Annotated in this window: 13 protein-coding genes; 8 read left to right on the top strand and 5 right to left on the bottom strand. The window is 73.2% G+C overall.

Annotated features, from left to right (window positions below; all coding sequences use genetic code 11):
* Positions 1–133 precede the first annotated feature (133 nt).
* Positions 134–691 carry a heme-binding protein gene (locus tag HYE82_RS25700; protein WP_179176531.1) on the top strand — a complete coding sequence of 186 codons (558 nt, stop codon included), beginning with the start codon at positions 134–136 and terminating at the stop codon, positions 689–691.
* Positions 692–770: 79 nt separating this feature from the next.
* Positions 771–2,219 (top strand): M1 family metallopeptidase, encoded by a 1,449-nt coding sequence (locus HYE82_RS25705; protein ID WP_309144449.1) that lies wholly within the window; start codon positions 771–773, stop codon positions 2,217–2,219.
* Positions 2,220–2,495: 276 nt separating this feature from the next.
* On the opposite strand, the gene HYE82_RS25710 is transcribed toward HYE82_RS25705, so the two are convergent.
* Positions 2,496–3,071, bottom strand: coding sequence for a TerD family protein (locus HYE82_RS25710; protein ID WP_179176533.1), 576 nt, complete (start codon positions 3,069–3,071; stop codon positions 2,496–2,498).
* Between the two features lie 217 nt (positions 3,072–3,288).
* Between HYE82_RS25710 and arfB the strand changes: the two genes are divergently transcribed.
* The gene (arfB, locus tag HYE82_RS25715) at positions 3,289–3,714 is read left to right on the top strand and encodes an alternative ribosome rescue aminoacyl-tRNA hydrolase ArfB (protein ID WP_179176534.1); all 426 of its coding nucleotides are present in this window, start codon (positions 3,289–3,291) and stop codon (positions 3,712–3,714) included.
* 62 nt (positions 3,715–3,776) lie between these two features.
* On the opposite strand, the gene HYE82_RS25720 is transcribed toward arfB, so the two are convergent.
* Positions 3,777–4,346, bottom strand: a complete 570-nt coding sequence (locus HYE82_RS25720; RefSeq protein WP_179176535.1) for a flavin reductase family protein — start codon at positions 4,344–4,346, stop codon at positions 3,777–3,779.
* Positions 4,347–4,650: 304 nt separating this feature from the next.
* Here HYE82_RS25720 and cdgB point away from each other — a divergent pair, with 304 nt between their 5' ends.
* Both cdgB and HYE82_RS25730 read left to right on the top strand, forming a co-directional pair.
* Positions 4,651–6,363, top strand: a complete 1,713-nt coding sequence (gene cdgB, locus HYE82_RS25725) for a diguanylate cyclase CdgB (protein ID WP_179176536.1) — start codon at positions 4,651–4,653, stop codon at positions 6,361–6,363.
* 68 nt (positions 6,364–6,431) lie between these two features.
* On the top strand, positions 6,432–7,439 hold the full coding sequence (locus HYE82_RS25730) for a CBM35 domain-containing protein (RefSeq protein ID WP_179176537.1): 1,008 nt from the start codon (positions 6,432–6,434) through the stop codon (positions 7,437–7,439).
* 130 nt (positions 7,440–7,569) lie between these two features.
* On the opposite strand, the gene HYE82_RS25735 is transcribed toward HYE82_RS25730, so the two are convergent.
* The 3 genes from HYE82_RS25735 to HYE82_RS25745 all read right to left on the bottom strand — a co-directional run bounded on the left by HYE82_RS25735 (position 7,570) and on the right by HYE82_RS25745 (position 10,712).
* On the bottom strand, positions 7,570–8,490 hold the full coding sequence (locus HYE82_RS25735; protein WP_179176538.1) for a 1-phosphofructokinase family hexose kinase: 921 nt from the start codon (positions 8,488–8,490) through the stop codon (positions 7,570–7,572).
* Between the two features lie 141 nt (positions 8,491–8,631).
* On the bottom strand, positions 8,632–9,780 hold the full coding sequence (nagA, locus tag HYE82_RS25740; RefSeq protein WP_179176539.1) for an N-acetylglucosamine-6-phosphate deacetylase: 1,149 nt from the start codon (positions 9,778–9,780) through the stop codon (positions 8,632–8,634).
* Complete coding sequence (locus HYE82_RS25745) at positions 9,780–10,712, bottom strand: ROK family protein (RefSeq protein WP_179176542.1); 933 nt, start codon at positions 10,710–10,712, stop codon at positions 9,780–9,782. Before HYE82_RS25745 ends, nagA begins: the two co-directional genes overlap by 1 nt.
* Before the next feature lie 217 nt (positions 10,713–10,929).
* Here HYE82_RS25745 and HYE82_RS25750 point away from each other — a divergent pair, with 217 nt between their 5' ends.
* From HYE82_RS25750 to otsB, 3 genes are all read left to right on the top strand, one after another.
* Positions 10,930–12,180, top strand: coding sequence for an extracellular solute-binding protein (locus HYE82_RS25750; protein ID WP_256987676.1), 1,251 nt, complete (start codon positions 10,930–10,932; stop codon positions 12,178–12,180).
* A gap of 100 nt (positions 12,181–12,280) precedes the next feature.
* Complete coding sequence (locus tag HYE82_RS25755) at positions 12,281–12,517, top strand: DUF3263 domain-containing protein (RefSeq protein WP_037924728.1); 237 nt, start codon at positions 12,281–12,283, stop codon at positions 12,515–12,517.
* 89 nt (positions 12,518–12,606) lie between these two features.
* Positions 12,607–13,455 (top strand): trehalose-phosphatase, encoded by an 849-nt coding sequence (otsB, locus tag HYE82_RS25760; RefSeq protein ID WP_179176541.1) that lies wholly within the window; start codon positions 12,607–12,609, stop codon positions 13,453–13,455.
* Positions 13,456–13,504: the final 49 nt, after the last annotated feature.

Raw genomic sequence — 13,504 nt, forward strand, 5'->3', positions numbered from 1 at the left:
GGGTGGGCGGGGGCTGCGGCCGCAGGCTGGAAGCACGACGCCGGGCCGCTGGAAACGGGCCGGCGAACGATCCGGTGCCCGGCAGACGGCCGACGGCCACCGGCGCCCAGCCCGACGTCCAAGGAGCAGCAGCATGAAGACCCGCACCCGCGTTCTCACCGGTACCGCCCTCGCCGTCGCGCTCGGCGCCGGCACCTTCGGTGCGGTCGGCGCGAACGCCGCGCAGGCCGAGGTGCAGTCCGCGCCGGCCGCTGCGGCCGCGAAGAAGGAGGTGGGCGAGAAGAACTTCACCACCTCGACGCACCTGACCGTCGACGCCGCCACCCGCGCCGCCCAGGGTGCGCTGGAGGCCGCCCGCAAGGAGAACCAGAAGGTGACGGTCGCGGTCGTGGACCGCAACGGCAACACCATCGTCACCCTGCGCGGCGACGGCGCGGGTCCGCAGTCCTACGAGTCGGCGCAGCGCAAGGCCTTCACCGCGGTGTCGTGGAACGCGCCGACCTCGGTGCTCGTGGGCCGCCTCGCCCAGGCCCCGAACCTGAAGGACATCCCGGGCACCCTGTTCCTCGGCGGCGGCGTCCCCGTCCAGGCGGGCGGCGCGCCGGTGGCGGGCATCGGCGTGGCCGGCGCCCCGAGCGGCGACCTGGACGAGAAGTTCGCCAAGGCCGGCGTCGAGGCCCTGGAGCAGTAGTCGGCCGGGGGCGGGCGGGGCCCGCGTCACCGGTCGTATCGGACCGTAGTGCGACAAGATGCCCCATAGGATCGGCTGCGTGGAAACCCGCGCCGTCCCCCGCCCCGCCGAGCTCTCCCGCTCCTCCCGCGTCACACGCCTCGCCGTCCCTGCCGTCGCCGCCCTGCTCGCCCTCACCACGGCGTGCACGGGCAGCACGGTGCAGGGGCGGCCGGGCGCGTCGGGCCTGCGCGACCCCTACTTCCCGAAGGCCGGCAACGGCGGCTACCAGGTCGACCACTACCGGCTGGACCTGGCGTACGACCCCGAGGACGGGGTGCTGCACGGCAAGGCGGTCATCACGGCCCGGGCCGAGCAGGGGCTCAGCTCGTTCAACCTCGACCTCAGCGGTCTGAAGGTCGAGGGCGTCACGGTGCAGGGCGCCGGGGCCCGCTTCAACCGCACCGGAAACGAGCTGACCGTACGCCCGGCCGAGGACCTGCGCACCGGGGAGGTCTTCCGCACGGAGGTCGAGTACAGCGGCGAGCCCAGGACCCTCTCCGATCCGGACGGCTCCGAGGAGGGCTGGATCCCCGTCGAGGACGGGGCCTTCGCGGTCGGCGAGCCGGTCGGGTCGATGACCTGGTTCCCCGGCAACCACCACCCCAGCGACAAGGCCGCGTACGACATCACCCTCACCGTCCCCAAGGGTTACGAGGGGGTGTCCAACGGACTGCTGCGCTCGCGCACCGAGACCGGCGACGGGCGGACCGCGTTCGCCTGGCACAGCGCGGAGCCGGTCGCGAGCTACCTGGTCACGGCGGCGGTCGGGAAGTTCAAGGTGGCGACCGGGCAGACCCCCTCCGGGGTGCCCCTGTACACGGCCGTGGCCCCCGGGGAGCCGGAGGGCGGCGGGCCCGCGCTGGCGCGGCTGCCGGAGATGGTGGAGTGGGGTGCCGCGCGGTTCGGTCCGTACCCGTTCGCGTCCGCGGGTGCGATCGTCGCGCCGTCCGAGACCCTCGGGTACGCGCTGGAGACGCAGACCCGGCCGGTCTTCTCCGGCGCCCCGGCCGATGAGCAACTGGTCCTGCACGAGTTGGCGCACCAGTGGTTCGGGAACTCGGTGTCGCCGAAGTCCTGGAAGGACATGTGGCTCAACGAGGGCTTCTCGACGTACGCGGAGTGGCTGTGGGACGAGGAGCACGGCGGGCCGTCCGCCCAGCGCCGCTTCGACGCCTTCCTGGCCGGCGACACCTCCGTCGACGAGGGCGCCGGCACCGACTGGGACGCGTTCCCGCCGGCCGCGCCGCCCGGGCCGGAGGAGATCTCCGAGGGCCCGGTGTACTACCGGGGCGCGATGGTGCTGCACCGGATCCGGCAGGAGGCCGGCGACGAGAGGTTCTTCGCGCTGTTGCGCGGCTGGGCCGCCGACCACCGGCACGGCAACGCGAGCACGGCCGACTTCACCGCCTATGCGGAGCGGAAGACCGGCATGGACCTGTCGAAGGTGTGGGACGCCTGGCTGTACGGCAGGAAGCCCGTGCGCTGACCGACACCCGCGGTCGGCGGTGCGCGCCGGCGGGCCTCGGCGGTCGGCGCTTCCGTACCCGGAGCGGTGGGCGCCGGCATTCGACGATCAGCAGGCGCAAGTCGCCGCTCGGCTCGAAGGAGGCGTGGCTCCTCGCGTGGAGGGCGGTGGCCTCGGTGGGGACGGCCGGGGCACCGGCGGAGGCCGCCACTGCGCGCGCACCGGATTCCGCGCGCCCGTCGGGGTGTGGCGAAGCCCCCTTCCCGGACGGCCGGGAGGGGGCTTCGGCCGGATGGCTCAGACGTTGACGCCGAAGTCCTGGGCGATGCCGACCAGGCCCGAGGCGTAGCCCTGGCCGACCGCGCGGAACTTCCACTCGGCGCCGTTGCGGTAGAGCTCGCCGAAGACCATGGCGGTCTCGGTGGCCGCGTCCTCGGAGAGGTCGTAGCGGGCGATCTCGGCGCCGCCGGCCTGGTTCACGACGCGGATGTAGGCGTTGCGGACCTGGCCGAAGTTCTGCTGGCGGGTGTCGGCGTCGTAGATCGAGACCGGGAAGACGATCTTGTCGACGTCGGCCGGGAGGCCGGCCAGGTTGACCTTGATGGCCTCGTCGTCGCCCGCGCCCTCGCCGGTGCGGTTGTCGCCGGTGTGCACGATGGTCTGGTCCGGGGTGGACTTGTTGTTGAAGAAGACGAAATGGCCGTCCGAGACGACCTTGCCCATCGCGTTCACCGCAATGGCGGAGGCGTCCAGGTCGAAGTCGACACCGGTCGTCGTCCGGACGTCCCAGCCGAGTCCGACCGTGACGGCGCTGAGGCCGGGGGCCTCCTTCGTGAGCGAGACGTTGCCGCCCTTGGACAGGCTTACTGCCATTGTGACTGGTGTCCCTTCCTCGTCGCTGACCGCGAGATGTGCGGTCAAGGTACCGCTGACCTTCATAACGCGGGGAGGGGCCTCGCAGGTTCCAGCCTGCCGATTTCCGCCCGGATTTCCCCCGCGGGGCCCGCAGGGCCTTTCTCGTGCGGCTTTCCCTTCCGACGGTACGGAAATACGGGTGACGGGGGCGTAAGCGGGGCGGGATCATGGGGCCATGCCTGGTCCCCATGTCATCCGCGGCTCCGTCGTGCTGCCCGAGGCGGAGCTCTCGTGGCGGTTCTCGCGTTCCTCCGGGCCGGGCGGCCAGCACGTGAACACCTCGGACTCCCGGGTGGAGTTGCTGTTCGACCTCGCGGCGACGAAGGCGCTGCCCGAGGTGTGGAAGCAGCGGGCGCTGGAGCGCCTGGCCCCGCGCCTGGTGGGCGGGGTGCTGGCCGTACGGGCCTCCGAGCACCGCTCGCAGCTGCGCAACAGGGAGATGGCGCTGGTCAGGCTGGCGTCGCTGCTCGCGGAGGCGACGGCCCCGCCGCCGAAGCCGCGCCGCGCGACGAAGATCCCGCGGGGGATCAACGAGCGGCGGCTGCGGGAGAAGAAGGCCCGCGGCGAGACCAAGCGCGGACGCTCGGGCCGCGACTGGTAGCGCCCGGCGGACCGGGCGGACGGACAGACGGGCGGGCGGCCGGCGGACGGTCGGCCCGCGCGCTACGGCGCCAGTCTGCGGTAGCGGCCGCGGAAGTATGCGAGCGGTGCGGCGTCGGGCGCCGGCAGCGACGAGGCGAGCACGCGGCCGATGACCAGGGTGTGGTCGCCGGCCGGGACGCGCTGCTCGGTGCGGCACTCCAGGGTGGCCAGCGCCCCCGCGGGCAGCGGGGCCCCGGAGACCTCGCCGCGTTCGTACGGCAGGTCGGCGAAGAGCAGCCGGTCGCTGATCCGGCCCTTCATGGAGAAGCGGCTCGCGATCTGCACCTGGTGGTCGGCCAGCAGCGAGACCGCCCACAGCGGCTGCTCGGCCAGCAGGTCGTCCATGCGCGACCCCTCCCGCAGGCTGACGAGGACCAGCGGCGGGTCGAGGGACACCGACAGGAAGGCGGTGGCCGTCATCCCGACGTCCTCCCCGCGCGGGCCGTCCTCGGCCAGCGGGGGCTCGTGTGCGGTGACCAGGCAGACGCCCGCCGCCAGTCGGGACAGGGCGGCGCGGAACTCGTCGTGGCTCACACCTTCAGGATGAAGGCTCACGGTGGTCGGGACGGGTACGGAGGTCGTTTTCGGCACACCTGGAACGCTAGTCCCGCCCTCCCCCGGCGCACATCGGGCCCGGGGCCGAGCCGTGTCCGGGACCCTTGGCCTAGGCCTCACGCGTATCGTGAGCCGCCGGAAGGGCGGGGAAGCGCTCCAGGGCGCAGGAGCCGTCAGCCGACGCTTTGATTCATCTGATGTGACTTAAGTCACAGAGGGCAAGATTTGTTGACCCTGTGTACCTGCCGCACAGCTCACTGTGATTCAGTGGACGGGACACCGCAACGAAACGCCGATGACAAAACTGGAGTTGCTGTCGAGGTCTCGGGGAGAGCGAGCGATGGAGACCGAGTCAGAGCCGTACGTCCGTCTTGCGACCCTGCGGCAGCTGCACCGGGTGGTGGCCGAGCTCAACACGGCCAGGAGCCTGGCCGACACCCTGCAGACCGTCGTGGACGGCATCGTCACCGGCCTGGGCTACGAGCTCGCCTGCGTCAACCTCGTACGCCCTGACGGCGACCTCGTCGTCGCCGCCTTCGCCGGCGACCCCGCCGCGGAAGCCCTGATCACCGGCCGCGTCGGCTCCCGCGCCTCCTGGGAGCGCCGCCTGACCATGGGCGAGAACTGGGACGGCCTGCGGTTCATCCCGCACACCGAGGGCTGGGTCCTGCTGGAGGACGACGTGCCGCAGTGGCACACCGACGGCCCCGACCCGCGCTTCGAGGACGAGTGGCACCCCGAGGACCGGCTCTACGCGCCCATGTACGCGTCCGGCGGGGAACTCCTCGGCGTCATCTCCGTCGACCGGCCGCGCAACGGGCGCCGCCCCGGTGCCTGGGGGCGCGAGGCGCTCCAGATGTACGCCTTCCAGGCGGCGATAGCGATCAGCAATGCCCGGCTCCGCGCGAACATGCAGCGCGCCCTGGTCCGCCTCGAACGGGAGCAGCAGGCCCTGCGCGCCAGCGAGGAATCCTTCCGGCAGGCCTTCGAGTACGCGCCCAGCGGCATGGCCATCGCCGAGATGGGCGGGGACCAGCACGGCCGGCTGCTGCGGACCAACGACGCCCTGTGCCGGCTGCTGGGCCGCCCCGCCTCCGTCCTGCGCCGGTACTCGTTCTCCGACCTGGTCCACCCCGAGGACATCGGCACCCTGCTGCGCACCTCCGCCGAGGGCGGTCGCGCCGAACTGCGCCTCGGGCGGCGCGACGGCACCTACGTGTGGGTCTCGCTGCGCAACTCCGTCGTCGCGGACGCCGCCGACGGCCCCCGGTTCCTGCTCACCCACGTCGAGGACATCGAGGAGCGCAAGCGGCACGAGCTCCAGCTCGCCCACCGCGCCAGCCACGACTCCCTCACCGGCCTGCCCAACAGCGCCGAACTGCGTGCCCGGCTCTCGGCCCGGCTGTGCCGCATGCCGCAGCAGTCCGTGCGCTCCGCCGCCGTGGAGGCGCTCGACGCCGCGTACGAGGGCCGGGGCGCCGACCCCGCGGCCGCCGCCGCGGGCGTCCCGGGCGGCCCGGCGGGCTCCGGCGACCCGGGCGACACGGGCTTCCGGTACGACGTCTTCCCCGAGCCCTTCGACCTGTCCGGCGGGGTGGACCCGTACGACCACCACGTGCACGCGGTCGCGCCCGCCTCCGAGGTGGACGACGGGACGAAGGGGCTCGCGGTGCTCTTCTGCGACCTCGACGGCTTCAAGTCGATCAACGACCGGTTCGGGCACCACACCGGCGACGCGGTGCTGATAGAGGTCGCCCGCCGGCTGACGACGGGCGTCCGCGACGGTGACACCGTCGCCCGGCTGGGTGGTGACGAGTTCGTCGTCCTCGCCGACGGTCTGGGCGCCGCCGATGCCGCCGACCTCGCCGTCCGGCTGCGCAACGCGATCATCCCGCCGATACGGGTGGACGGCCGCGCCGTGCGGGTCGGCGCCAGTTTCGGCATCGGCTGGGCAGGCTGCGGCATGTCGGCGGACGAGGTGCTGCGCTCTGCCGACCAGCGGATGTACATCGAGAAACGGTCTCGTTCCAAAGCACATCGCAGGGCCGGCTGAGGCCGTCGGCCGCCCGGGGGCGCACGTGTTCGGGGTAGGCTCCCCGGGATGGAAAGGAGTGACCTGCGATGACGACGCCCGCGAACAACGGCCCGAACAGCGGGGCGAACAAGCCCGAGGACGACGATCCGTTCGGCTACCTCTACGCGGACGGTCAGGCTGCGGAAACCGGGCCCGGAGCGGCGCGCGGTGTACCCCGCACGTCGTACAACCAGGTGCGCACGGTCGGCGAGCGGACGTACGGCGGCCAGCGCGGCCAGGTTCCGCCCCAGCAGCAGCCCGGCTACCAGGCCCATTACCAGGCCCCGGAGGCGCTGCAGGCGGGTGGCTACGGCGTGCCCCAGCAGCAGTCCCACACGGCGTCGATGCAGGCGCAGAACGGCGGTTCGGGCGGCCGCGCCGCGCGCGGCGGACGCGGCGCCGGCAGCAGCAGCTCCAGCCGGCGCGGCATGCTCATCGCGGCCGTCGCCGTCGTCGCCGCCGTCGCGATCGGCATCGGTGCGGCCCTGGCCTTCGGCGACAAGGACGCGGGCAAGAACAACACCGCCGACAAGGGCCAGACGCAGACCCAGCAGCAGCAGCCGCAGCCGCAGAACTCCGGCGGCTCGGAGGCCCCGAGCCCCGTGGCCTCCCCCGAAGTGCCGCTGCCGAAGGGCGACGCCGCGGGCGCGGGCATGGCATTGACCGGCGGCGCCATCCTGCAGAACGCGGTGCCCGGCGGGAAGGGGGCCGGCGGCCAGTACGTCGGCAACTTCAACCAGGGCGGTGCGGCGCTGACCTGGACCGCCGACATCCCGAGCGGCGGCGACTACACGCTCTTCGTGAACTACTCGGTGCCCGGCAAGGACGCGAAGGTCACCCTCACCGTCAACGGCCAGAACCCGACGCAGTCCCTGAATCTGGCGAACTTCGCCAAGGCCGAAGCCGGTGCCTGGGACAAGGGGTGGACGCGCACGTACGCGTTCATCAACCTGAAGAAGGGCACCAACACGATGAAGATCTCGTGCGAGGCCGGCAACCAGTGCGAGGCGATCTTCGACCAGCTCTCGCTGGGCCAGGGGTGGGTCAAGCGCTGATCCGCCGACAGCGCCGACCGCAATGAGTCCGGCCCCCGCCGCACCCGCGGCAGGGGCCGGCGGTGTTTCTCCGGCCGAGGCAGGCTGACGGTGTTTCGGCCGGGCCCGGCCGGCCGTGCCGGCGGGAACGTCAGGTGCGGCCGGTGACCGAGACCGTCCCGCACAGCTCCTCGTAGGTGCGGGGGTCGAACTCCCCCGCCGCCGGGGCGAGTACCGTGGCCGCGGACAGGGCGACCGCGCGGGCCAGGCGACCCGGCCAGTCCACGCCCTCGACCAGGCCGGCCAGCAGGCCCGCCACAGCGGAATCACCCGCTCCGGTCGGGTTGCCGGCCAGGGTCCGCGGCGGGGCCGCCTGCCAGGTTCCCTCCGCGGTGGCGGCCAGCAGGCCCTCCGGGCCGAGCGAGGTGACCACGGCGTGCGCGCCCCGGCGCCGGGCGTCGCGGCTGGCCTGCACCGGCTCGCGGGAGCCGGTGAGTTCGGCGAGTTCGGCGGCGTTCGGCTTGACCATCTCGGGGCGGGCGGCGATCCCGCGGCGCAGGGCCTCGCCGCTGGTGTCCAGGAGCGCCGGCACACCGGCCGCGCGCGCGGCGCGGACGAGGACGGCGTACGCGCCCACCGGCACGCCCGGCGGCAGGCTGCCGCACAGGGCCACCGCCTCGGCACCGGCGAGCAGGTCCTCGTACCGCTCCAGGAACTCCGCCCACTCGCCGGAACCGATGAGCGGGCCCGGCTCGTTGAACTGCGTGGTGTCGCCCGAGGACTCGTCGACCACGGCCAGGGTGCGGCGCGTGGTCCCCGCGCAGGAGACCAGGGCGTCGGTCACACCGGGACAGTCGGCGAGCAGTTCGCGCACGACCGCGCCCGTGCGGCCGCCCGCGAAGCCGGTCGCCGTCACCGGCCGGCCCAGCGCGGCCAGCACGCGGGCCACGTTGAGGCCCTTGCCCCCGGGCCGCTCGGTCACGGCGGTGACCCGGTGCGTGGTGTGCGGAGTCAGCCTCGGTACGCGGTGGGTGACGTCGAGTGCGGTGTTGAGCGTCACGGTCAGGATCATGGTTTTTTCGGGTCCCGGTCTCGGTGTGTGCCGGGATCATGTCAAAGACGGGGCGGGCGGCCCAGTCCTGCGGGCCGTCCGCCCCCGCCTCCGTCTCCGGGTACCCCCGATCGGCGGCTCGCCTCCGCACCGCACCGGCCGCTAGAGCGGGCTGACGATCCATTCGCCGCGCCGCATGACGCCCTTCAGGTCGAACGCGGTGTCGAGGACGACCAGGTCGGCGTACTTGCCCGGCTCCAGCGAGCCCACCCGGTCGTACAGGCCGAGCAGTTTGGCCGGATTGGCGGAGATCGCCTGCACCACGGACTCGACGGGCAGCCGGTCCAGGGTCACCGAACGCTTGAACGCCGTGTCCAGGGTGAGGGTGGAGCCCGCGATCGAACCTCCCTCGGCGAGCCGGGCCACGCCCTGCTTCACCTGCACCTCCAGCGGCCCGAGGTGGTAGGTCCCGTCGCCGAAGCCGGCCGCGTCCATCGCGTCGGTGATCAGGGCGACGCGGTGGGCGCCGGCGTGGTGGAAGGCCAGCTCCAGCATCGCCGGGTGCAGGTGGGTGCCGTCGTTGATCAGTTCGACGGTGACCCGCTCGTCCTCCAGCAGCGCGGCGATCGGGCCCGGTGCCCGGTGCTCCATGGCGGGCATCGCGTTGTACAGGTGGGTGGCCACGGTGGCGCCCGCGTCGATGGCCTGGCGGGTCTGGTCGTACGTGGAGTCGGTGTGCCCGATCGCGGCGATCACCCCGTGATCGGCCAGCAGCCGTACGGAGTCCAGCCCGCCCGGCAGCTCGGTGGCGAGGGTGAACATGCGGGCGGCGCCGTGTGCGGCGTCGACCAGCTTGCGGACCTCGGCCGGGTCGGGGTCGCGCAGCAACTCCTCCTTGTGCGCGCCCTTGCGGCAGGGGTTGATGAACGGGCCCTCGAAGTGGATGCCGGCGATCTCGCCCTGCTGGGTCAGCTCGGCGAGCAGCCCGGCGCGGCGGGCGAGTTCGTCCAGGTCGCCGGTGACGGTGGAGGCGACCAGGGTGGTGGTGCCGTGCTCGCGGTGCGTCCGTACGCCCCTCAGCACCTCCTCGGCGGTGCCGGAGGTGAAGGAGGCGCCGCCGCCCCCGTGGTTGTGCATGTCCACGAAGCCGGGGACGAGCCAGTGCCCGGACAGGTCGACGACGGTCGCGTTCTCGTGGGCGCTGCCGGCGATCCGGTCGCCCTCGACGATGACGCGCCCGCCTGCCGCGATGCCGGTGGGCAGCACCACCCGGGCGCCGGAGAGAACGGTGCTGTGTGCGCTTCCGGCCATCAGGCAGGTACCTCCGTGGCGAGTAGGTCCCAGGCGAGCAGCCCTGCGCCCAGGCATCCGGCGGTGTCCCCGAGGGCCGCCGGGACGATGTCGGGAAGCCGCTGGAACGTCACCCGCTCCTCCACGGCCGCCCGGAGCGGTCTGAACAAGGTTTCTCCCGCCTCGGCGAGCCCGCCACCGATGATCAGCGTGCCCGGGTCCAGCAGGGTGATCGCCGTGACCAGGCCGTCGGCGAGCGCGCCGACGGCCGTGAGCCACACCTCCCGGGCCGCCGCGTCGCCGGACGCGACGGCCTCGGCGCAGTCCGCGGCGTCCGCGTCCGGGGCGCCGCTGGCGGCCGCCCAGGCGCGGCTCACGGCGGAAGCGGAGGCCAGGGTCTCCAGGCAGCCGCGCTGCCCGCAGCCGCAGGGCGGGCCGCCGGGGCGGACCACGATGTGGCCGATCTCGCCGGCGCACCCGTGGGCGCCGGCCTCGATGCGGCCGGCGATGCCGACGGCTCCGGCGATGCCGGTGCCGAGCGGGACGAACAGGAAGCGGTCGGCGCCCCGGCCGGCCCCGATGCGGCCCTCGGCGAGTCCGCCCGTGCGGACGTCGTGGCCCAGGGCCACGGGGAGGGAGCCGAGGCGGCTGCTCATCAGCGCGCGCATCGGCACGTCGCGCCAGCCGAGGTTGGCCGCGTAGACGGCGGTACCGCCCTCGGCGTCGACGATGCCGGGCACGGCGACGCCGGCCGCGGAGGCAGCCGTTCCGAAGCGCTCGCGGCCGAGCGCGTGCAGTTCGGCGGCGAAGTCCAGGATCGTCTCGACGACGGCGTCGGGGCCCCGGTCGCGGCCGGTGGCGCGGCGCGCTTCGTGGAGCAGGGAGCAGTCCTCGGCGATGAGGGCGGCCTTGATCCCGGTGCCGCCCACATCGAGGGCGATGACGTGTTTCACGGGTTTCACAGTCGACAGTCTCGCTCGCTCGGTCGGGAAAGGTCTAGTCCATTGGAGGGGATTGTTGAGCTGCCATACAAATCCGGCCCCGAGGCGGCTCCGAATGTGGAGGAGAGGCCAAAGTGGTGTAGACCTTACGTGGATCGTACGTACAACCTTGGGTGGATCGAGAACTGTGAAAGGCCGTTACCTGCGTCTGGCCGCAACCGGAACCGCACTGAGCCTGGCCGCGGCGGCACTGACCGGATGCGGAAGCGTCACCGAGGACAACGAGGTGACCCTCCGGGTCGTGGCGGCCGACTACGGGGACAACCCACAGAACTCCTCGGCGTCCTGGTGGAAGGACCTCGCGGCCGGCTTCGAGAAGGACCACCCCGAGGTCAAGGTCGAGGTCAGCGTCTACAACTGGTCCGAGGTCGACGCCAAGGTCGCCGAGATGGTCAAGGCCGGCAAGGCCCCCGACATCGCCCAGATCGGCGCCTACGCCGACTACGCGGCCGCGGGCAAGCTGTACACGGCCGAGGAGCTGCTGTCGGTGAAGACCGAGGCCGACTTCCTCGCACCGCTCGCGGACGCCGGCAAGATCCGCCGCACCCAGTACGGCATGCCGTTCGTCGCCAGCACCCGCCTGCTCTTCTACAACGAGAAGCTGTTCGCCGACGCCGGGATCATCCCCAAGGACGCCAAGGCCGGCTGGCAGCCGAAGACCTGGGCCGACCTTGAGGCCGCCGCGAAGAAGCTCAAGACCGCGGGCGTCCCCACCCCGTTCGCCCTGCCGCTGGGCCGCGAGGAAGCGCAGGCCGAGACGATGCAGTGGCTCCTCGCGGGCGGTGGCGGCTACACCGACAACGAGGAGGAGTACGCGATCGATGCCCAGGCAAACGTCAAGACCTTCGAGTTCCTCCGCGACAAGCTGGTCGGCCAGGGCCTGACCGGGCCGACCGAGCCCGGCAAGACCGACCGGCAGGCCGCCTTCGACGCCTTCACCCGCGGCGAGGTCGGCATGCTCAACGGCCACCCCACCCTGATGAAGCAGGCCGCGGCCAAGGGCGTGAAGGTCGGCATGGTGCCGCTGCCGACGGCCGACGGCACCGACCAGCCGGCGATGGGCGTCGCGGACTGGGTGATGGCCTTCAAGAGCGGGCACCGCGCGCAGACCGGCAAGTTCCTCGACTACCTCTACGAGTCGAAGAACCAGACCGCCTTCACGCAGAAGTACGACCTGCTGCCGGTCACCACCAGCGGCTACCGGGCCGTGGAGGCGAGCAGCGGCGGTTCGGCGGCGCAGATGAAGACCTTCCTCACGGCCCTGCCGAACTCACGGCTGTACCCGGCCGGCAAGAAGTCCTGGGCCGGGGTGAGCGAGAACATCAAGCAGAACATCGGCCGGGCCGTGCAGCCGAACGGCCAGCCCAAGCGGGTCTTGGAGGAGATCGCCGCCAAGGCCCGATCGGCGGACACCCGCTGACCGGCGCCCGCTGACCCGACAGCCCCTGACCCCCGCCCACCGACACCCACCCGAGCTTGGCGGCCCCGTGGGTGTCGGTGGGCGGCGTTAACCTGGCCGTATGACGGACGACGGGCAGCTGACGGCCACCGAGGCCGCGGTGCTCGCGTACGAAGGACGCACCTGGCCCGGGCCCGGGGCCAAGGAGCGGGCGATACGCGAAGGGCTGGGGATGACCCCGGTCCGCTACTACCAGCTGCTCAACGCACTGATGGACGATCCGCGGGCCCTCGCCCACGCCCCCGGCACCGTCAACCGGCTCCGCCGCATCCGCGAGGCACAGCGCGCCCGCCGCTGAGGGCCACCGCTGAGGGCCGCCGCTGACGCCCGGCGTGCGAGTACCCGTGCGCCGTAGCCGTGGCCCGCCCGGGCCGTTAGGGTCGTGCCATGGGGAGCCGTCCGCACGACCTGCCGATGCCCGTCACCGCCGCCGGCCGCGAGGGGCTCGCGGCCCTGCTCCGCGCACCGCGCCGCAGCGTGGTCGCCCTCGACTTCGACGGCACCCTCGCCGAGATCGTCCCCGACCCCGACCAGGCGCGCGCGCACCCCGCCGCCGTCCCCGCCCTCGCGGCCCTCGCCCCCGAGGTCGCCTCGGTGGCCGTGATCACCGGCCGGCCGGCGGGCGTCGCCGTCCGGCTGGGCGGCTTCGCCGGCATCCCCGGCCTGGAGCACCTCGTCGTGCTCGGCCACTACGGCGCCGAACGCTGGGACGCCGTCACCGGCATCGTCCACGCGCCCGCCGAACACCCCGGAGTGGCGGCCGTACGGGCCGAGCTGCCCGGATTCCTGGACTCCATCGGCGCCTGGCACGGCACCTGGATCGAGGAGAAGGGCCGCGCCCTCGCCGTCCACACCCGCCGCGCCGAGGACCCCGCCGCCGCCTTCGCCGCGCTGCGCGAGCCCCTGGCCGCGCTGGCCGCCCGGCACGGGCTGATCGTGGAGCCGGGACGGGCCGTACTGGAGCTGCGGCCGCCCGGCATGGACAAGGGCCTAGCCCTGACCGAGTACCTGGACGAGACGGGCGCCGAAGCCGTGGTCTACGCCGGGGACGACCTCGGCGATCTCGCGGCGTACGCGGCCGTGGAGAAGCGGAGGGCCGAGGGCCTGCCGGGCCTCCTGGTGTGCAGCGGCTCGGAGGAAGTACCGGAACTGGCATCCCGAGCCGACCTGGTCCTCCCGGGTCCCGCCGCCGTCACCGCGTTCATGTCCGACCTGGCCGCCGCCCTCCGCAGCTGACCCCGGGCGCCCGCCGCCCCTTTCCCCCCGGCCGAGCCTTTGCGTCGCC

Origin of the sequence: Streptomyces sp. BR123 (genome assembly GCF_013401435.1) — a bacterium.
GTDB lineage: Bacteria > Actinomycetota > Actinomycetes > Streptomycetales > Streptomycetaceae > Streptomyces.